The sequence below is a fragment of the uncultured Aureimonas sp. genome (genome assembly GCF_913775355.1).
GTDB lineage: Bacteria > Pseudomonadota > Alphaproteobacteria > Rhizobiales > Rhizobiaceae > Aureimonas.
Genome location: NZ_CAJYIU010000297.1, coordinates 1 through 18,707, shown reverse-complemented (window position 1 = coordinate 18,707; position 18,707 = coordinate 1). Strand labels below are relative to the sequence as shown.

The following is an 18,707-nucleotide window of genomic DNA, read 5'->3' as shown; positions in this document are numbered from 1 at the left end:
CCCCGGCGCTGACGCGCGGCGTCTACGGCGACAGCGGCCTGCCGGTCTCGCCGGCGCGCGACCGCGCCCACCCGGCTTGCGCCTTGCGCATCGAGCGCGCCGCCGTCTCGCGCCTTGCCGACATGATCGACGCCGACCTTCTCGCCGGTCGGGGAAGCGAGGCTGCATGATCCCCGCCAACGCCAACGTCTCCCACTCCGGCCCGGCCGCCGCGCGGCCGCGCGTCGCCGTGGTCTCCCACAGCCACCCGTCGCTGTCGAAGGGCGGGGCCGAGATCTCGGCCTATGCGCTGTTCCGGGGCCTGCGGCAGATCGGGGTCGATGCGATCTATATCGGCGCCTGTGCCACCTCGACGCGCCACCGCCTCGCGTTTGCTGACGAGAACGAGTTCGCCGTCTTCCACGACGCCGAACGCTACGACCATTTCTACCACCTGGCCCCCGGCTCGGTGACCGACCAGCTCGTCGAGATCCTGGCGCGCGAGGGTGTGGGGCTCGTCAACTTCCACCACTTCTACCACCTCGGCCTCGGGGCGCTGCGCGCCGTCAAGTCGATGCCGGGCATGCGCACCTATCTGACGATCCACGAGTTCCTGGCGATCTGCCAGAACCACGGTCAGATGATCACGCGCCAGGCGCGCATCCTGTGCGAGAGCGCGTCCAACGAGGCCTGCGCGACCTGCTTTCCCGAGCACCTGCGCTCGCAGTTCGCGATGCGCCGCGACACGATGCTCGACAGCTTCGGCGACTTCGACGGCTTCGTCTCGCCGAGCCGCTTCCTCGCCGACCGCTTCACCGACTGGGGTCTCGGTGCCGCGCGCATGAGCGTGATCGAGAACGGCCTGCTCGCGCCCGCCGAGCCGATGCGCGGCCCCAAACGCGACAAGAGCTGGACCTTCGGCTTCTTCGGCCAGATCAACCCGTTCAAGGGCGTCGACGTGCTCCTCGACGCTGCCGATCTGATCGCCGCCGACAAGGCGCTCGCCGGCACCATGCGCCTTCGCATCCACGGCAACCTGATCGGCCAGGGCCCCGAGTTCACCGAGCGTTTCGAGAAGAGCCTCAAGGCCCATCCGTTCCTCACCTATGCCGGCGCCTACGACAACCGCTCGGTGCACCGGCTGATGAGCGAGTGCGACTATGTCGTGATCCCGTCGAAATGGTGGGAGAACTCGCCCGTCGTGATCCAGGAGGCCTTCGGCGCCGGCGCGCCGGTGATCTGCACCGGCATCGGCGGCATGGCCGAGAAGGTGCCGGACGGGGTGGCGGGCCTCCACTTCCGGCTGGGCGACGCGGCCGACCTCCTGCGCGCGCTGCGGCTCGCCGCCGACCCGAACAACGCCGCGGTCCTGCGCGCCGGCCTGCCGCCGGTGATCTCGGCGGCCGAGATGGCGCGGCGCTACTGCGAGGCCTTCGGCTGGCGCGAGGAGCGCGCCCTGCCACCGCTTGAGGCGGCCGAGTGATCCGCGGCCATATCGACCTCGCCACGCGCTCGCGCGTCGAGGGCTGGATCCACTGCGACCGGCTCGCGCTGCGCGGTGCGACGGTGCTCGCCTTCCACGACGACCAATGCGTCGGCGGCGGGCGGGTCGATCTGTTCCGCCAGGACCTCGCCGATGCCGGGCTCGGCGACGGTTTCGTCGGCTTCGGCTTTCCGGTGGCGCTGGCGCCCGGCCAGGATCCCCGCGTCCTCGACGTGCGCCTCGACGGCGGCACCCTGCTCCTGAAGCAGGGCTCCACCGCGCTCGCCCCGCGCGAGGCGCTGACCGAGGACCGACGCCGGCAGGGGCGCGACCCCGCCGCCCTGTCCTGGATGCTCGGGCGCGGCTGGCTGGCGCAGGCGCAGCACGACGCGCTGCGCGGCCTTGCGCGCTTTGGCGCCCATCCCCTGACCCTCGGGATCGAGCGCCGCGGGCGCGACACGCGGGGCGTCTGCGACGAGGTGGCTCTCCACGCCGCCGAGCTTCTCGAACTCTACCTCCAGACGGCGATCGACTGCGAAATCCGCGACGAGGTGCGGGGGCACGAGCTTCCCGCGGTCCGAAGCGCGGTGCGCGAGGCCTTCCCCCATGCGCCGCCGGTGATCGGCCTCTGGGCGACCGGCGATCGCCGGATCGATCTCGTGGAGAGCTCCCATCTCGGCGGCGAGGCGGCGGGTGCGGGCGCCGGGCTCGAATACGCGTTCGGCGGGCGGACGCTCCTTCTTCTCGACCTCGACGCGACGATCGGCTTTCGCGCCGGCGACGCGGCCCTGCCGTTCACCGCCTTCGTGCCGTGCCGGCCGGAGGAGCGCCGATGATCTCCGAGCGCGCCGAGCCGCTGACCGGCGAGCGCATGGTCGCGCGCATCTATTCGCCCTTCTCCTATCCGCTGCCGCGCCAGGCGGGCCTCGTGCCGATCGTCGCGGCCGAGGCCGAGCGCCTCGCCTCCGCCTTTCCCGTGGTCTGGCAGCGGGGAGAGGAGGGGCCGCGCCTCGTGGTCCTGCGCTCGCTCCAAGAGGACGGCTCGGGCTTTGCGCCCGGCACCGCCGACGCCCTGCCGCTCCTGCCGCTGCTTCTCCAGGCCTACCCGTTCGTGTTCCCGTCCGGCCCGCCGCGCACGAGCGACAACCCACGCCTTCTCGACGTCGCCGGGGCCGACCTGCCGACGGATGCCGGCGCGCCGATCACGACGGCCGACGGGCGGCTCACCAAGGGCGCCGAGCTGCGCCTGCGCGCCCTGTCGCTCTTCGAGCGCGACTTCCCGCGCACCTCCGCCATCGGCCGGATGCTCGGCGAGCTCGGCTTGCTCGAGCCCTGGCCGCTGCGCTTCGACCTCGGCCACGGGCGCGCCTGCGACATCGAGGGCCTCGCCGTAGTCCAGGCCGGCGCCTTCGACACGCCGCGCCTCGAACCCGTGGTCGCCCGGTTCGGCATGGCCGCGGCCCGGCTCCTGTCGCTGCATCGCCTGTCGCTGTTTCGCGCCGCAGCCCTCCTCACCGCCGCGCGCGCCAGCGCCGGCACGAGTGCGCCGCGATGACGCTGACGCTGACTCCCCTGTCCGCGATGGCGGGCGCGAGCTTCCGCCCGCCGGAGCATTTCGGCTTCGCCGCGGCGCTCGCCTGGGTGCCCGTCAACGACACCGAGTTCCATCTCACCGCCCATCACCTGCCGCTCGCCGTGCGCATGCTCGGCGGCATGCCGCGCCTCGGCGCCCTCGTCCACCCCGCCTTCCTGCGACGCCCGGCGGTGGACGGGCAGGGCCAATGGCAGGCCGGCTACCGGCCGCTGGCGCTGCGCACCCATCCCTTCGTGCTGTCGAACCGCCGCGGCGGGCGCCCGATCGACGAGATCGACGTCGTCGCCGATGCGGGGCTCGTCGGTCCCTGGGGCATGCCGGTCTGCTCGGACCCGGCGGCCGGCACCCTGTCCGGCGAGATGGCGTCGATCCGCAACGCCCTCATCGCCATGCGCAACGGGGCGGTGAAGCTGTCGGCGGCGCTGGAGCTCCTGCGCATCGCCGGCGTCCTCGTGCCGCTGCGCGATCCCGCCGGGCAGCCGGCCGCCGATCTCACGGTGGATGCCGCGCGGCTGGCAGCCCTCGACGACGGCGCGGCGGCCGCGCTCGCCACGCGCTCCTTCCTGCCGCTCGATCTTGCGGGCGCCCTCGTCTTCTCTCGCCGCCACTTCCGCCCCAAGCGGCTGCCGCAGGCGCCCGAGCGCGCCGCACCCGGCCGACCCGAGGCCGAGGTGGCGCCGCGCCTGGCCGAGCCCGCCGACGTCGTTCTGGCGAGCCTCGAGGCGATGAACTTCGCGCTCGACGGCAGCGACCTCTTCGACATCCTGGCGATCGGCGACCTGTCGGACTTCGCAGCGCCCCAGCCGGATCCGGCCGAGGCGGAGCGGGCCGGGGAGGGGCGGGCCGCCGGGCGCCCGTCGGCGGCCGCGGCATGAAGTACCTCTTCGTTCACAACAACTTTCCGGCCCAGTTCCGGCATCTCGCGCTGCATCTCGGTGCCGACCCGAAGAACGAGGTGCGCGCGATCGGCGCCGAGGGCTCGCGCCCGCTGCCGGGCGTCACGCTACACCGCTACACGCTGCCCGCCGGCTCGCTCGCCGCGACCCACCCCTTCGCGCGGCGCTTCGACGGCGAGGCGCGCCGCGCCGAGCAGGCGCTCTACGTCGCCACCATGCTGCGTGCCTCGGGCTTCACGCCCGATATCGTCGTCGCCCATTCCGGCTGGGGCGAGGCCATGCCGCTGCGCGCCGTGTTTCCCGACGCGCGCCTCGTGGTCTATTGCGAGTACTTCTACCGGCCGCGCGAGTCGGACGTGAACTTCGACCCGGAGTTTCCCGAACTCGGCCTCGACGGGCTGGTCGGCCTCCATGCGCGCAACGCCGCGAGCCTTCTGGCACTCGCCGACTGCGACATCGCCCTGTCGCCGACGCTCTGGCAGCGCTCGACCTTCCCGGCCGAGTTCCGACCGAAGATCCGCACCGTGCACGAAGGCGTCGACACGCGCCTCGTCGCGCCCGACCCCGCGGCGACGCTCCGGCTCGACGACGGCACGACCCTGCGCGCGGGCGAGGAGACCGTGACCTTCGTCGCGCGCAACCTCGAACCCTTGCGCGGCTACCACGTCTTCTGCCGCGCGCTGCCGGAGATCCTGAAGCGCCGGCCGGAGGCGCGCGTGCTCGTCGTCGGCGGCTTCGACGTCAGCTACGGGCAGCGCCCGCCGTCCGGCGACAGCTGGCACCGCATCTTCCTCAACGAGGTGGCCGGCGAGATCGACCTGTCCCGCGTCCACTTCCTCGGGCACCTGCCCTTCGCGCGCTATCTCGACGTCCTCAAGGTCTCGCGCGCCCACGTCTATCTCACCTATCCCTTCGTCCTGTCCTGGTCGTGCCTCGAGGCGATGGCGACGGGCTGCGCGATGATCGCCTCGGACACGCCGCCGGTGCGCGAGGTGATCGACGGGCAGAACGGCCTGCTCGTGCCCTTCCACGATCCGAAGGCGCTGGCGGGCGCCGTGACGAAGGTCCTGGCCGAGCCCGAACGCTACGGGGCGATGCGGGCGGCCGCCCGCCGCACCGTCGTGGAGCGCTACGACATGGCCGGCGTCTGCGTCCCGCAGGCCATGCGCCTCATCCACGCGCCGACCGTCGTTCCCCGCCGCGCCGCGCCCGCCTTCGAGCCGGGCCTCTTTGGTGCGGCGTGAGCGACCCATCGAGTTTTAAGATTTTGGGACGATGCTGTCCGCCGACTTGCGTCCTCCGCACGACCCCGAACAAAGGTTTAACCCCATGCGCGCAGCCCTGGTGAAGTATTCCGGCCGGCGGCTCAACAACCACGAGGCCGTGTGGTTCGACGTCCCCTTCCGCAACACGCTGGAGGACTACTACAACACCGGCGACATCTGCGTGTACGACTCGACGCTGCGTCTCGTCGACTACACCGAGGGCCACTCGCTCAACATCGACGAGCCGGTCACCGAGGAGGGCGTGCGCCGGATCAAGGAGCGCTGCGACTTCATCCTCCTGCGCGGCTCCAACTACATCCACGAGGCGATGGACTGGGGCCATTTCCCGCAATGGCTGGAGGCGCTGGACCTGCCGGTCCTGTGCATCGGCGTGGGCGCGCAGGCCGAGACCGAGCGGCCGGTCGTGCTGCCGCCGGAAGGCCGCCGCCTGTGGCAGATGATCGCCGAGCGCGCGACGATCGGGGTGCGCGGCGCCTTTTCGGCCGAGACGCTCCACCGCAACGGCATCCACAATCTCGAGATCATCGGCTGCCCGTCCCTGTTCCGGGCCCGCGACCGCGCCATGGCGCTGCGTCACCGCGAGGATGGCCCGAAGCGCGTGACCTTCTCGCTTCGCCGCGAGGTCGGCTCGACCTACGCGGTCGACCCGGCCGAGTTCCAAGCGACGCAAAAGCGCATCATCGCCAAGCTCGACCTTGCCGCCGACCTCTACCTCTCCTGCCACGGCGAGCCGGAGGAGAAGGCCTTCTTCTTCCGCGCGCCGCTCCACAAGGACCGCGCCACCGCCAAGCTCGTGGCGGAAGGCTGGTTCGACCAGATGACCGGCGCCCGTCTCAAGGCGCTCTACGAAGAGCGCCTCTACTATGTCGGCGCGCCGGGCGACTACGACGTCTACGCGCCGCAGTTCGACGCCGCGCTCGGCTACCGCGTCCACGCCGTGCTGCCGGCCGTCGCGATGGGCGTGCCGGGCGTCCTCTTCTCCTACGACACGCGCTCGCGCGAGCTCGCCGAGACCTTCGACCTTCCGATTTACACGCCCGCCGAGTTCGAGCGCCAGACGCTCGCCGACGCCCTCGCGCCCGCGCGCTTCTCCCGCTTCTCCCAGCTCTTCCCCGAGCGCTACGACCGGATGAAGGCCTTCATCGAGAAGAACGGCGTGAAGACGCGGATGTGAGGCCAGCCGAAGGCGCGTCGTCGATCCACCGTCGCAGCGCCTCGTTTACCCGGCTCTGCCAGCCGGGGCCGGACGCACGCAGCTTGTCCACCAGGTCGTCGTCCAGACGAATGGAGATGGGCGTCTTCGTGCGCGCGGGGCCACGCTTGCCAATCGTCTCGACGATGCTGGCGTAGAGTTCGGGCATTTCTTCGGAAAAAGGCTTGGCGCGGGCGAAATCGTCGTCCGTCCACTCCGGGTTGTCGCTCACCTCGTCCCAATCGGCTCGCGTATACCCATGGGCGGCGGCGTGAACGGGGTCAAAGTCCTTGCTCATGTCGCAGTCTCTCATTCTTGGACGCGGGACGAAGGCTGACAACCGAAAGCGCCTGGCTTCCCAAAGGCTGGAAGACGACTGACACGACGAGCATTCCATCCATCCAGCCTATGGCTCGACGTCGTCCGTTATGGGCAGGCAGGAGCGTCGCGGACGCGAAGAAATAGGCGTCGAGATCGGCGAAATCCAAACCGTGCTTGGCGAGATTGATCTGACGCTTACGCTCGTCCCAAACGATCTGCATGAGCCCGTATATACGAGTTTCGTGTTGGCGGAGCAAGGTCTCAAGCCGCAGCCCTATCGCCCTCCGATCTCCACCGGCACAGCCACGATGTCGCGGTCGGGGCCGACCGCGCAGCCGTCGAGCCGGGCGCGCACGAAGGTCAAGATCGGACGGTTGCCGACGGCGGTGAAGTTGCGATCCGGGCTGGCCGGGTCGATGAGGGCGGGATAGCCGATCGGCCGCTCGGGCGCGCACGGGGTTCCGCTGCCCATCAGCGGCGCTTCGAGAACGAGCGCTGGGCCCTGCCAGTGGATGAGGTCGGGGCTCGTTGAAAAGAATACGCCGGTGCGCTCGGTGCCGGCTTGGTCGGCGCGGCGGCCCTTCATCGTGGCGATCCAGAGCCCGGAGCCCTCGTGGCGCGTCAGGCTCGTCACCGGCCAAGGGAGGGTGGCCGGGTCGATCGGCTCGCAGAGGTGCGCTCCGGGGTCCAGGTCGGCGCGGTAGGGGTCCTCGAAGCGGACGCGGTAGGCGCCGTCGGCCCAGCCCCGCCAGCGCGCGGCGTCGGCGAGGTCGTCGGTGCGCAGGAGGCAGTTGCCCGATGGCCAGGGCGCGGGCGCGACGACGTTCGCCATCATCGCAAAGCCCCCGGTGACCGCCACGATGTTGGTTGGCTCGAAGAGGCCGGCGCGGCGCCCCTGCGTGCGCTCGGCCCGCAGCGGCAGGGCGGCGAGGAGGCGCGGCTCGGCCGGACGGAATGTCTCGCCGCCGTCGTGCGAGACGGCGGCGGTCAGCGTGTTGTACCAGCAGGCGTCGGCCTCGTCCGGTGCGCAGGCGCCGGTCTCGTGCCCCCGGTATTCGTCGTGGACGACGGCGTGCACCGTGCGCCCGTCCGGCGTGAAGGTGCTGGCGATCCAGCTGCGGTTGTCGAAGGAGGCGGGGTCGTCCCGCCCGGCGCCCTTGAAGGCGACGCGGCAGGAATGGCGCAGCGAGGCGAAGTCCGGCCCCGCGAGCGCCCGCGCCCGGTGATGGCTCTGGAAGACGTGGATCGTGCCCGACGCGTCGCGATAGGCGCGCGTCGGCGTGTCCGGGATGTCCCAGGTCTCGCAGGCGTCGCGCCCGTGGTCGAAGAGAAGGCGCTCTTCGCCGGGCGAGGCGGTGATGCGAAGGTCCGGCAACCCGTCCGCGCCGGCGGGCAGGGCCCCGGCGACGAGGCCGGCCGCCAGCGTGCCGCGAACGGCCCTCGTCGGGCGGCGCCGGGTCGTGGCTGCCTTTTTAAACAGAGCTTTACTCCCCTCGTGCCATTTTTCGTCGAATGTCCGGCGTCGCGGTTCGTCCGCGCTCGCCGGGAGGGAACGGGCGGCGGGGGGCTTTGATCCGCTCGCGACGCGCCCGATCGTCATGCCACGGCGGCAGGCCGGAAAGGAACGGGCCATGCGCGATCCCCGGAGGACCGGGAAGCGCCAGGGGGCGGGAGGCGGCGGCGCGACGGATGCGCCGGAGGCCTTGCCGCGCCTTGCGGGCGGGACGAGGGCGGCATGAAGCCCGTCCTGTCCTCGCCGCTCGTCGGGATCGTCCGCTCCCTGTCCTTCGGCTACGTCAACCTCTTCGCCTTCGGCTTCTTCCTGCCCTTCCTGTTCATGGCCATGTCGGTCGTGCCGATGAGCATCGTCGAGCGCGTCGGGACCAGCCGCAACGCCTCGACCCTCGTCACGCTCCTCCTGATCGCGGCCGTGGTCGCGGCGACCTACACGATCATGGAGCAGATCCGCGGCCAGGTGCTGGAGCGGATGGGGCTCGTCATCGACGAGCGCCTGACGCGCGTCTGCTTCGACGCGGTGAACCGGGCGCAGGGGCGCGCCGGGGCGCCGGCAGGCCAGGCGCTCGCCGACCTCCAGACGGTGCGCCGCTTCCTGTGCGGGCCGTCGCTGTCGGCGATGATCGACGCGTTCTGGTCGCCGCTCTTCGTCATCGCGATGTTCTTCATCAACGCCGCCTTCGGCTTCCTGATGCTGGGGCTCCTCGCCTTCTCGGCGGCGGCCTCGGTGGCGACGCACTACTGGGTGTCGGCGCATCTCGCCTCGGCGCAAAAGCTCGACCTCGAGGCCAACGAGTTCGGCCTCGCCGTCTCGCGCAACGCCGAGGCGCTGCGCGTCATGGGCATGCTGCCGGCGCTCGCCGAGCGCTGGTACGCGCTGCACCGCGACGGGCTCGGCTGGCGGGGCCTCGCCCAGGCGCGCGCCGCCCAGATCGGCCTCGTGCCGCGCATGGTGCAGAACGCCCAGATGATCGTTGTCTACGGGCTCGGCGGCTTCCTGTTCCTGTCGGACCGCATCCAGCTCTCGGTCCTCTTCGTCGTCCTGATGGTGATGATGCGCGCGCAGGGGCCGCTCCAGCACATCATCAACAACTGGAGCCAGATCCAGTCCTTCGCCTCGTCCGCCCGCCGCCTCGACGCGCTCCTGCGCGGCATCGAGGCGAGCCCCATCCGCTCTCGCTGCCGCGCCCGTCCGGCGCGCTGAAGGTCTCGCGGCTCGTCGGCGGTCCGCCCTCGATGGGCCGGCCGGTGATCAACGACGTGTCGTTCACGCTGGAGCCTGGCCGGATTCTCGGCGTCGTCGGCCCGAGCGGGGCGGGCAAGTCCTGCCTGTCGCGCCTCGTCACCGGCATCTGGAAGCCGGCACGCGGCACGATCGTCTTCGGCGAACAGGACCTGTCGCACTGGGACCCGGACGAGCTCGGCCGCCACATCGGCTACGTGCCGCAGGACGTCGAGTTCCTGCCGGGCACGATCGCCGAGAACATCGCGCGCTTCGACCCGCACGCGACCAGCGAGGCGATCCTCCAGGCGGTGGAGCTCGCCGGCATCCACGACATCCTGCGCGGCCTCGCCGACGGCTACGCGACCCGGCTCGGCGGCCCCGGCGGCCATGTCCTATCCGGCGGCCAGCGCCAGCGCGTGGCGCTGGCCCGCGCGGTCTACGGCAGCCCCCGCCTCGTGGTTCTGGACGAGCCGAACTCCAACCTCGACGCGGGCGCCGAGCAGGTGCTCGGCCGCACCATGCAGCGCCTGCGCGACGACGGCGCGGCGGTGATCGTGGTCTCCCACCGCATCAGCCTTCTCGGCTTCTGCGACGATCTCCTCGTCCTCAACGAGGGCGTGGTGCAGGCGATCGGGGCGCGCGAGCGCATCTTCAACCGCCTGCCGCGCTTCCGCGACGCGCCCGCGCCGCCCGTCCTCGACCTGCCGCGCACCGGGACCGGCGGATGAGCGCGCTCGGACCGGCCCTTGCACCCTCAACCGCGCCGGTCGCGGCCATGCCGCTCGTGGCCGCGCCCGCGCCCGACACCAACTGGCGCGGCTCGCTGCGCACCGGCTGGATCGTGCTCGGCCTGTCGGTGGGCCTTGCCGGCAGCTGGGCGGCCTTTGCCCACGTGAATTCGGCCGTCGTCACGGCCGGCACCTTCGCGGTGGAATCGCACCGCCAGAGCGTCCAGCATCTGGAGGGCGGCATCGTCGAGGAGATCCTGGCGCGCGACGGCGACCGGGTCGAAGCCGGTCAGGTGCTCCTGCGCCTCGACACGACGCGCTCGCAGGCGGCCGCGGCCGCGGCCGCGCAGGCGCTCGCCGGCGCGCTCGCGACGGAGGCCCGCCTCGTCGCCCAGCGCGACATGGCCGACTACATGGTCCTTCCGGAGGAGGCCGCGAGCCTGATGCGCGGGCTCGACGGCGGCGAACTGCAGGACAACTACCGCGAGTTCGAGGAGCGCCGGCAGGTGCTCGCCGGCTCGCTGGAGCTTCTCGACACGCAAGCCAGGCAGGCCCGCAACGACATCGCCCAGACCAAGCTCGACGCGCAAGCCGCCTCCGACCAGCTCGCCAGCATCGGGCGCGAGCTGAAGAGCGTGAAGCCGCTCTTCGATAAGGGCCTCGTCGCGCTGAGCCGCCTCACCACGCTGGAGCGCCAGAAGGCGCAGTTCGAGGGCACGATCCGCAAGAGCCGCAACGACGAGCAGAAGGGGCTCGACAAGCTGGCCGAGATCGACGTGAAGCGCGAGGCGCTGCGCAAGGACTACCGACAGGAGGCCTCGGCCAAGCTCATCGAGACGGGGCGCCAGATCGCGTCCCTGCGCCAGGAGCGGCAGGTCGCGCTCGACATGCTGGCCCGCTCCACCATCCGCTCGCCCGTCGCCGGCACGGTGCAGGCCTCGCGCCAGTTCACCGTCGGCGGCATCGTGCGGCCGGGCGAGACGATCCTCGAGGTCGTGCCGGAGGGTGAGGAGATGCGCGTGCGCGTGCGCATTCCGCCGAGCGAGATCGACCGCGTGCACGAGGGCATGGCGGTCGAGGTGCATCCGGGCTCGCTCATGAAGTTCCGGCGCGAGAAGGTCTCGGGACGGCTCGTCGCCCTGTCGCGCGACACGGTGGCCGCGAGCGATCCCGGCCAGCCGCCGGCCTATGCCGCCGAGGTCGAGATCGACGACGCGACGCTGCCCGCCGACGTGCGCGCCCGGCTGGTGGCGGGCATGGACGCCTCGGTGGTGATCCCGACCAAGGGGCGCACGGTTCTCGAATACCTGATCGAGCCGGTTCTGAAGAACGTCGAGCAGTCGCTGCGCGAGCGCTGAGGACGTCAGGCATGCGGCCCGGCGCCCCGCCAGCGGGCGGCGAAGAACGGCTCGCTCGATAGACCCTCACCCGACAGGAAGGCGTGCGGCACGACGGCTTCCAGGCCCGCCGCGTCGAGCCGCTCGATCCGGCCGAAGAGCTGACGCTCGAGACAGAGGCGCACCAGCCGAAGGCCGAAGCTCGGCTGTCCCAGGCGGTCGCCCGGCGCGCCTTGCGCGATCCAGGCGAGGCGCACGCCCTCGGCCTCGATCGCGGTGCGGAACACCACCTGACGCTCGCCCGCGCCCCCGTGTCGGCGCTGGTTCACGGTGAGCTCGTGCAGCACCTGCGCGACCGGCGCGACCGCCTCGGCCCGGAGCCGGATGTCGGGTCCCTCGAAGGCGACGGGGAAGCCTTCCTCCTCGCTCGTGCGCCGCACGAGATCGGTGAGGCTGACCGGCGACCATTCGGCGTGGCTGAGGAGATCGTGGGCGCGCGACAGGGCCATGATGCGGCCCGACGTCTTTTCGGCCATCGCGTCGTCGCCGCCGGAGCGGATCGTGTGGTTCACCACCGAGAGAAGCACGCTCAGCGTATTGCGGACGCGGTGGTTCAGCTCCGACAGGAGAAGGTCGCGCGTCCGGTTGCGCTCGACCAGCGAGGCGTCGGAGGCGCGCAGCGCATCGGCGATGTCCTCCAGCTCGCTGACGCGGCCGGGACGGCGCTCGACCATCGCGCCGGTGCCGGTGGCGGACGCCATCGCCTGGAGCGAGGTGACCTCGCGCACGAGGCGCATCGAATAGAGCCGCGCGAGCACCACCGAGGTGCCGAGCGCGAGCAGCGTGATCGCGGCGAGCGTGCCGACGAGGATGCGGAACGGCGCGTTGAGTGCGGCCGCCGGCACGCCGACCACGACGCGCCAGTCGCTGAGGTCGAGCGTGTTGAAGGCGACGAACTGCCGCGTTCCGTCGAGGCCTGTCGCGCTCTGGATCACGCCGGTGCGCCGGCCGGCGAACTCCCGCAGGAGGGCGGCCGGCGGGCGCTCGCCGAGGAAGCGGGTCTGCTCGCGCGAGCGGGCGACCACCCGGTCGTTGCTGTCCAGCACCGTGATGACCCAGTCCTTCGGCAGGCGGGTGCGCACGAGGATGTCGAGGATGGCGTTCGGCCGGAGCGCCATGCTCATCGCGTAGCGCGTCTCGCCGTTCGTCGCGAGCGGCACGATCACGGCGGTGAAGAGCCCGTCGGAAAGCGGGCTCTTGAAGAGATCGGAGACGCCCGGCCGGCCGGTGGCGAAGACGCGGTCGTCCGAGGCCACGAGCACCGGGTCGAGGGTCTGCGGCAGCGGCTGCCCGTCCGGCGCGAGCGTGTTGAGGAGATGCCGATGGTCGCGGTCGCGCACCGCGAGCATCGCCTTGCGGGGCGTCAGGAGGGTTTCGGCCTGCGCGCGAAGGGCGGGAAAATCGGCGGACGTCGCATTCGGCGAGGTGGCGAGCGCGAGCAGCGCCGCCTTCATCGATTCGAGTTCGCGGTCGAGCTGGTCGCTGACCGCCGCCGCCGCCGCGACGGCGCCCTGTTCCAGCCGCTTGTGCTCGGCCTGTGAATACCACCAGCCGAGGCAGAGGCCGAGCGCCACCTGCGGCACCAGCACCAGCGCTACGAACAGCACGAGATGCCAGCGGATCGGCAGGGTGAAGGGGCGCTTTTCGGCCGCCGTCGCCGGCACTGGCGGCGCATCGTCCGCACCCGGCATCACGGCGCACCGCCCCGGCCGGCGTTACGCGGCAGCGCCCGTCGTTCGTCGCGGCGCGCCGCCTCGTTCGAGACGACATCGCCTGCGGGAGCTCGGGCGAGCTCGCATCGGACGGGGCCGGGCATGCGCATCGTCTACGGTCTGCCTTCAATCAATCGTCGCAAGACCGGGATCGGCACCGACGTCGGCCCCCGGGGGTGGAAGCCGCGCCGATAGATAGCCGTCGCCCGATCGTTGGCGAGGGCGCGTGACACGATGGACGCAAGCTCCGGGCGGGTCTCGTGCGGATCGCGGTCAACCATTCGTCAACCCGTGCGTTGGAAGGCCATCGAAGGAGACGCCGATGACCGAAGACACCGCCGTTGAGGCCCGCCGCCGCGAGATCGCGGTCGAACACGTCCTGTTCAAGCTGATCGAATATGTCGAGGACCGCCATCCCGGCCTCCTCGACTTCGTGGAGGGCAGCCTCGACCATCTCGGCGACCCCGCCCGCGACGGGACCAAGGACGACGAGGCGGTGCGCGAGATCGCCCGCCGGATGCTGAAGGGCGCGCGTCGGCAGGGCGTCGAATGACAGGGCCGTCAGGCCGCGAGGAGCTGGCGCACGCGCGGCGCCACCTCGCGGCCGTAGAGTTCGATGCAGCGCATCAGCCGCGCATGCGGCAGCGGGCCCGCGCTGTATTTCAGGTCGAAACGCGTGAGGCCGAGCGCCGAGACGGTGGCGGCGATCTTGCGCGCCACGGTCTCCGGCGATCCGACATAGAGCGAGCCGTGCTCGATCTCGCGCTCGAAGGCCGCGCGCTCCAGCGGTGGCCAGCCGCGCTCGGCGCCGATCCGCGCGTGCATGGCGCGGTAGTCGTCGAAGAACTCGGCCCGCGCGGCCGCATCGGTCTCGGCGACGTAGCCCGGCGAATGGACGCCGAGCGGCAGCGCGTCGCGGCCCATCTCGGCCAACGCCCGGGCATAGAGGTCGGCATAGGGGCGGAAACGGCCGGGCGCCCCGCCGATGATCGCCAGCATCATCGGCAGGCCGTAGCGCGCTGCGCGCACGACCGATTCCGGGCTGCCGCCGACGCCGATCCAGGTCCTGAAGCCTTCGCCCTCGACCGACGGAAAGATGCCGGGAACATCGAGCGGCGGGCGCACCGATCCCTGCCACGTCACCGGACCGCCCTTCAGGAGCGCGGCGAAGAGGTCGAGCTTCTCGCCGAACAGGCGCTCGTAGTCGGCGAGGGGGAGGCCAAAGAGGGGAAAGGATTCGGTGAACGAGCCGCGCCCGAGGATCACCTCGGCACGGCCGTTCGACAGGGCATCGAGGGTCGAGAAGCGCTGGAACACGCGCACCGGATCGTCCGAGGACAGGACGGTGACGGCCGAGCCGATGCGGATGCGGCGGGTGCGCGCGGCGAGCGCCGCCAGCACCGTCTCGGGCGCCGAGACGGCGAAGTCGGCGCGGTGGTGTTCGCCGATGCCGAAGAAGTCGAGGCCGACCTCCTCCGCGAGGACCCCCTCCTCGACGACGTCGCGGATCACCGCGGCGTGGTGCTTCTCCCGGCCGTCGTCGCCGCGCGTGACGTCGCCGAACGTGTCGAGCCCGAGTTCGAGGGATGCGCTCATGGGGATCTTTCCAGGGACCGGGCGTCGTCGACGCGTCGCCCGCGCTTCTAGACCGGACGGCGGCGGGAAAACACCATCGCCTGCTTGGGACGCACCGTTCACCCCCGGCGGCGGTGCCTCACCGCTCGATGGCGACGATCTCGGCACCGTCCGGCCCGATCCGCACGCGCTCGCCCTCCTCCTTGCCGACGAGCTGGCGGGCGAGGGGGGCGAGATATGAGACGAGCCCTCGCGCCGGATCGGCCTCGTCGATGCCAACGATGCGATAGGTCTCGACCCGCCCCTTGTCGCGGCGGACCGTGACGGCGTGGCCGAACTGCACGGTGTCGCTGCCGGCATCCGGCTCGACCACCTGCGCCGTGGAGCGGCGGGCGCGCCAGTAGCGAAGGTCCCGGTGGAGCATGGCGACGGCGATCTTGTCGCCTGCGGCGCGGGCGCGCTCGACGGCCGCGGTGTTCATCGCGATCTCGTCGTCGAGCAGCGCCAGGCCACGCGGCGTCACGAAGTTCGGATCGGTCCCGAGGTCGCGCTCGGGCAGGGCCTCGACCTGGTCCTCGTTCGGCTCCTTCACGAAGGCGACGCTCACGGCGATGCTACTCCCGGCTGGATGCGGCCAGACGCGTCCGCCCGGCTCTCGTCCCCTCATATGGGATGCCCAATCGCCTTTGTCGCCCGTCAGGCGCTCCAGGCGACGCGGTTCCGGCCGTTGCGCTTGGCCTGGTAGAGATGGGCGTCGGCGACGCGATGGAACGCGTCCCAGTCGAGCCGGCCGCCGGCGGGCACCCAATGGACGCCGAAGCTCGCGGTGACCGAGAGGCTCGGCTCGTCGAGAAGCACCGTGCCGGCGAGCCGCAGGCGCAGGCCCTCGATGCGCGCGTAGAGCTCGTCGCGGCCGATGTCGGCGAGCGCCAGCACGAACTCCTCGCCGCCGAACCGCGCCACGCGGCTGCCCGTCGGAGCGGCCCGGAGGAGGAAGCGCCCGAACTCGCGCAGCACCGCGTCGCCGATCGCATGGCCGAAGCGGTCGTTGATCGACTTGAAATGGTCGATGTCGATCATGACGATGCCAAGGCCCGCCCCCCAGGCGGCAGGTGCCGCAAAGAGCTCGGCGACCTCGGTCTCGAAGGCGCGGCGGTTCATCAGGCCGGTGAGCGGATCGGTGGTGGCGAGGCGCCGAAGCTCGCGCGCCATGACCTCGCGCTCGTCCTCCAGGCGCTTGAGTTCGATCTGCTGACGGCGCAGCTTTTCGATGTCGCGGTCGAGGTCTGTCATCTCGCGGAACGGTGCGGAGGCCTTGCCCACAGCCGCATCGAGGTCGCCCTCGAGGATGCGGGCCATGCGGGCGCGGGCCTGGACCAGTGGGCGGAAGACGCCGCGGTCGAAGACGACGAGCGAGGACACGCCGACCAGCGTGCCGACCACCGCGGCAACGAGACTGGCGACGGCAAGGCGCAGGCTTCGGTCGCGCTCGGCCGCCAGGCGCTCGCCCCCGACCTTGAGGATCGCGTCGCGCAGCGCTTCCGTCGTGCGGATCGCCGGGCTGTAGCGCTTGTTGAAGGCCTCGACGCTGGAAGCGGGATCGCCGACGGGCGCGGCAAACACCGTTTCGGCGTGGGCGCGCGCGCCGGCGAAGTAGCCGAAGGTGACCGCCGTCATCGCCCGGTCGACCGCGGGGTCGGCGATGAACGGCGCGGCGTAATGTTCGATCTGCTGCTGCAGGATGTCGGTGAGCGCGAGCATCGAGGCGAACTCGGCGGCGGCGGCGGGGCTCGGGCTCCCGCCGGCGTTCAGCCGGATCGCCACTAGCGAGCGGATGCGCCCGGCATATTCGCGCAGGTCGCTGGCGGCCATCGCCGCCGTCATGAATGGGGTGAGATCCGGCGTCAGACCGATCAGGACCTCGCCGAGATCGTCGCGCAGGACCCTCGCCTGGTCGGCGGCGGAATAGATGAGGCGCACGGCCCGCTCGACGTCGGCGGCCGTCCTCGTCTGTGCAGGCGCCGTCAGGAGAGCATCGACGCGCGCGCGCCCCTCGAGAAGGATCCTTCGATAGGTCTCGGCGTCCTCCTCAAGGTCGACGCTCTCCTGCCGCTCCTGCGGGGTGAGGGCGAGAAGCCCGCTCCAGAGCCCGTCCATCCTCGCCCGCGTGGCGGCGAGATCGGCGCGAATGCTGGCGTCGTCGCCGCGCAGCGTCATCGCGAGGACGGACTGTCCCCGCTCCGAGGAGGTCGCGCCCATCAATTCGATCGAGGCCGAGAAATGCCCGAAATGCGAAAGCGCGTCCTCGCGCTGGCGGTAGATCCCGAGCTGCCAGGCGCACACGAGCGCGGCCGTCACCACGCACGCGACCAGCGCGGTGGCGACGCCGACACCCATGAGGCGCTGGAGTCTGGGCTTCGTCACGAGGAACCCCGATTTCGTTCGGGTGCAACCCTACGTCACATTCCTCGCCGATCCGTTTCCATCGTGCCGATCGTTGTCGGCTTCTGCGAAATGGTTCGCCCGTCACGACACGGCGGCGAGGCCGCCGGCCTCCAGCCGGTCGAGAAGGGCCACCTCGTCCGGCGTCAGCGCGATCCCGTCCACCGCCGAGCGGGCGCGCGCCGCAAAGCGCCGCTGCGAGGGCAGGCGCGCGCCCTGGTCGAGGATCGCCGCGAAGAGGGCCTCGCCGGCCGCGAACGGATCGCCCGGTCGCCCCGCGGCGAAGCGCTCGGGGCTGAAGGCGAGGATCAGCTCGCCATGGCGGGGCGCGAGCGTCGTCGTGCCGAGCGCGTCGAGCGCGCCGCGGCTCGTCAGGTCGCCGATCATCGCGCCGGCCAGAAGCTCGATCATCGTGGCGATCGCCGAGCCCTTGTGGCCGCCGAAGGGCAGCATGGCGCCGGCGAGGGCTGCCGCCGGATCGTTGGTCGGCGCGCCCTCGGCATCGACGGCCCAGGCGTCCGGCAGCGGCTTGCCGGCGCGGCGATGCAGCTCGATCTCGCCGCGCGCGGCGACCGAGGTCGCGAAATCGAAGACGTACGGGGTCTCCGCGCCCGGCCTCGGCCAAGCGAAGGCGAGCGGGTTGGTGCCGAGCAGCGGCCGCGTACCGCCGGCGGGCGCGACGGTCGCGTAGCTCGGGCAGAGCGCCAGCGCGGCGACGCTGTGCCCGGCGAGCGCCTCGACCTCCGGCCACAGGGCCGAGAAGTGGACGCAGTCGTTGATCGCGAGCGCGGCAAGACCGAGCGAGCGCGCGCGCTCGACGAGACGCGGAACACCGCATTCGAAGGCGGCGGGCGAGAAGGCACCGCAGGCCGCGACGCGGATGACGCCGGACCCGTCGTCGTCGAGCCGGGGCTCGGCGTCCGCCGACACCTTGCCGGCCTTCAGCGTGCGCAGGCACCCCTCGATCCGGTAGATGCCGTGCGACTTCGCGCCGTCCCGCTCGCCGGCCGCGATGACGCGCGCGAGCGCCTCGGCATGGAGCGTCGCGAGGCCGCCGCGCCGCAGGATCGCCGCGATGCGCTGGCGCAGCGTGTCGAAGTCGAGATGGATGGGCGCGTTCACCGTGGCGTCTCCGGGCTCCGTGTCGGTCCCCAGCGCATACGCGAGCCCGACGGCCACCGGAAGGCTGCGGCAATGCTTAGCCCTTGAAGAACCGGTTGAAACGCCTCAGTTTCCTTCCTGAGAGCCCGGTTTGTGGGAGGCGGTCGTGACGACGCTGAAGGAGTTCGAGGACGCGCTGAAGGCGCACGGCCTGCGCTCGGCGCTCGATGTCCTGGAGTTGCTGCGCAAGCGCGACAAGGC

At 71.6% G+C, this 18,707-nt stretch carries 18 protein-coding genes; 10 read left to right on the top strand and 8 right to left on the bottom strand.

Annotation, left to right across the window (positions count from 1 at the left end):
* Nucleotides 1-166: 166 nt before the first annotated feature.
* The 6 genes from QZ753_RS18315 (at nucleotide 167) to QZ753_RS18290 (ending at nucleotide 6,412) form a co-directional block, all read left to right on the top strand.
* Nucleotides 167-1,462, top strand: coding sequence for a glycosyltransferase family 4 protein (locus QZ753_RS18315; RefSeq protein ID WP_294645734.1), 1,296 nt, complete (start codon nucleotides 167-169; stop codon nucleotides 1,460-1,462).
* On the top strand, nucleotides 1,459-2,298 hold the full coding sequence (locus QZ753_RS18310) for a hypothetical protein (protein ID WP_294645733.1): 840 nt from the start codon (nucleotides 1,459-1,461) through the stop codon (nucleotides 2,296-2,298). Before QZ753_RS18315 ends, QZ753_RS18310 begins: the two co-directional genes overlap by 4 nt.
* Nucleotides 2,295-3,017: a SapC family protein gene (locus QZ753_RS18305; RefSeq protein WP_294645732.1), complete on the top strand. Its 723-nt coding sequence runs from the start codon at nucleotides 2,295-2,297 to the stop codon at nucleotides 3,015-3,017. Before QZ753_RS18310 ends, QZ753_RS18305 begins: the two co-directional genes overlap by 4 nt.
* A complete protein-coding gene (locus QZ753_RS18300) occupies nucleotides 3,014-3,931 on the top strand; it encodes a SapC family protein (RefSeq protein WP_294645730.1) in 918 nt (305 codons plus the stop codon). The genes QZ753_RS18305 and QZ753_RS18300 overlap by 4 nt, the downstream gene beginning before the upstream one ends.
* Nucleotides 3,928-5,196: a glycosyltransferase gene (locus QZ753_RS18295; protein WP_294645728.1), complete on the top strand. Its 1,269-nt coding sequence runs from the start codon at nucleotides 3,928-3,930 to the stop codon at nucleotides 5,194-5,196. Before QZ753_RS18300 ends, QZ753_RS18295 begins: the two co-directional genes overlap by 4 nt.
* An 85-nt stretch (nucleotides 5,197-5,281) precedes the next feature.
* Entirely contained in the window at nucleotides 5,282-6,412 is a 1,131-nt protein-coding gene (locus QZ753_RS18290) for a polysaccharide pyruvyl transferase family protein (protein ID WP_294645727.1), read from the top strand.
* Here the strand turns inward: QZ753_RS18290 and QZ753_RS18285 are convergent.
* The 3 genes from QZ753_RS18285 to QZ753_RS18275 are packed head-to-tail and all read right to left on the bottom strand — an operon-like array spanning nucleotide 6,378 to nucleotide 8,384.
* Nucleotides 6,378-6,728, bottom strand: a complete 351-nt coding sequence (locus tag QZ753_RS18285) for a BrnA antitoxin family protein (protein WP_294645726.1) — start codon at nucleotides 6,726-6,728, stop codon at nucleotides 6,378-6,380. The genes QZ753_RS18290 and QZ753_RS18285 overlap by 35 nt on opposite strands.
* Entirely contained in the window at nucleotides 6,712-6,972 is a 261-nt protein-coding gene (locus QZ753_RS18280) for a BrnT family toxin (protein ID WP_294645725.1), read from the bottom strand. Before QZ753_RS18280 ends, QZ753_RS18285 begins: the two co-directional genes overlap by 17 nt.
* A 53-nt stretch (nucleotides 6,973-7,025) precedes the next feature.
* Complete coding sequence (locus tag QZ753_RS18275) at nucleotides 7,026-8,384, bottom strand: hypothetical protein (RefSeq protein WP_294645724.1); 1,359 nt, start codon at nucleotides 8,382-8,384, stop codon at nucleotides 7,026-7,028.
* Nucleotides 8,385-8,486: 102 nt separating this feature from the next.
* On the opposite strand from QZ753_RS18275, the gene QZ753_RS18270 reads away from it, so the two are divergent.
* From QZ753_RS18270 to QZ753_RS18260, 3 genes are read left to right on the top strand one after another with little or no spacing between them, the layout of a single operon-like run.
* Nucleotides 8,487-9,470, top strand: coding sequence for a hypothetical protein (locus QZ753_RS18270; RefSeq protein ID WP_294645722.1), 984 nt, complete (start codon nucleotides 8,487-8,489; stop codon nucleotides 9,468-9,470).
* A gap of 32 nt (nucleotides 9,471-9,502) precedes the next feature.
* Nucleotides 9,503-10,219 carry an ATP-binding cassette domain-containing protein gene (locus QZ753_RS18265; protein WP_294645720.1) on the top strand — a complete coding sequence of 239 codons (717 nt, stop codon included), beginning with the start codon at nucleotides 9,503-9,505 and terminating at the stop codon, nucleotides 10,217-10,219.
* The gene (locus QZ753_RS18260) at nucleotides 10,216-11,577 is read left to right on the top strand and encodes an HlyD family type I secretion periplasmic adaptor subunit (protein WP_294645719.1); all 1,362 of its coding nucleotides are present in this window, start codon (nucleotides 10,216-10,218) and stop codon (nucleotides 11,575-11,577) included. The genes QZ753_RS18265 and QZ753_RS18260 overlap by 4 nt, the downstream gene beginning before the upstream one ends.
* A 5-nt stretch (nucleotides 11,578-11,582) precedes the next feature.
* Here QZ753_RS18260 and QZ753_RS18255 read toward each other — a convergent pair whose 3' ends face one another.
* Nucleotides 11,583-13,307 carry an HWE histidine kinase domain-containing protein gene (locus tag QZ753_RS18255; RefSeq protein ID WP_294645718.1) on the bottom strand — a complete coding sequence of 575 codons (1,725 nt, stop codon included), beginning with the start codon at nucleotides 13,305-13,307 and terminating at the stop codon, nucleotides 11,583-11,585.
* A 343-nt stretch (nucleotides 13,308-13,650) separates the two neighbouring features.
* Here QZ753_RS18255 and QZ753_RS18250 point away from each other — a divergent pair, with 343 nt between their 5' ends.
* Complete coding sequence (locus QZ753_RS18250; protein WP_294645716.1) at nucleotides 13,651-13,881, top strand: hypothetical protein; 231 nt, start codon at nucleotides 13,651-13,653, stop codon at nucleotides 13,879-13,881.
* Nucleotides 13,882-13,889: 8 nt separating this feature from the next.
* On the opposite strand, the gene QZ753_RS18245 is transcribed toward QZ753_RS18250, so the two are convergent.
* The 4 genes from QZ753_RS18245 to QZ753_RS18230 all read right to left on the bottom strand — a co-directional run bounded on the left by QZ753_RS18245 (nucleotide 13,890) and on the right by QZ753_RS18230 (nucleotide 18,467).
* A complete protein-coding gene (locus tag QZ753_RS18245) occupies nucleotides 13,890-14,924 on the bottom strand; it encodes an LLM class flavin-dependent oxidoreductase (protein WP_294645714.1) in 1,035 nt (344 codons plus the stop codon).
* Nucleotides 14,925-15,042: 118 nt separating this feature from the next.
* Nucleotides 15,043-15,510, bottom strand: coding sequence for a GreA/GreB family elongation factor (locus QZ753_RS18240; protein WP_294645712.1), 468 nt, complete (start codon nucleotides 15,508-15,510; stop codon nucleotides 15,043-15,045).
* 89 nt (nucleotides 15,511-15,599) lie between these two features.
* Entirely contained in the window at nucleotides 15,600-17,327 is a 1,728-nt protein-coding gene (locus QZ753_RS18235; protein WP_294645710.1) for a diguanylate cyclase, read from the bottom strand.
* A gap of 102 nt (nucleotides 17,328-17,429) precedes the next feature.
* Nucleotides 17,430-18,467, bottom strand: a complete 1,038-nt coding sequence (locus QZ753_RS18230; RefSeq protein ID WP_294645709.1) for an Ldh family oxidoreductase — start codon at nucleotides 18,465-18,467, stop codon at nucleotides 17,430-17,432.
* Nucleotides 18,468-18,707: the final 240 nt, after the last annotated feature.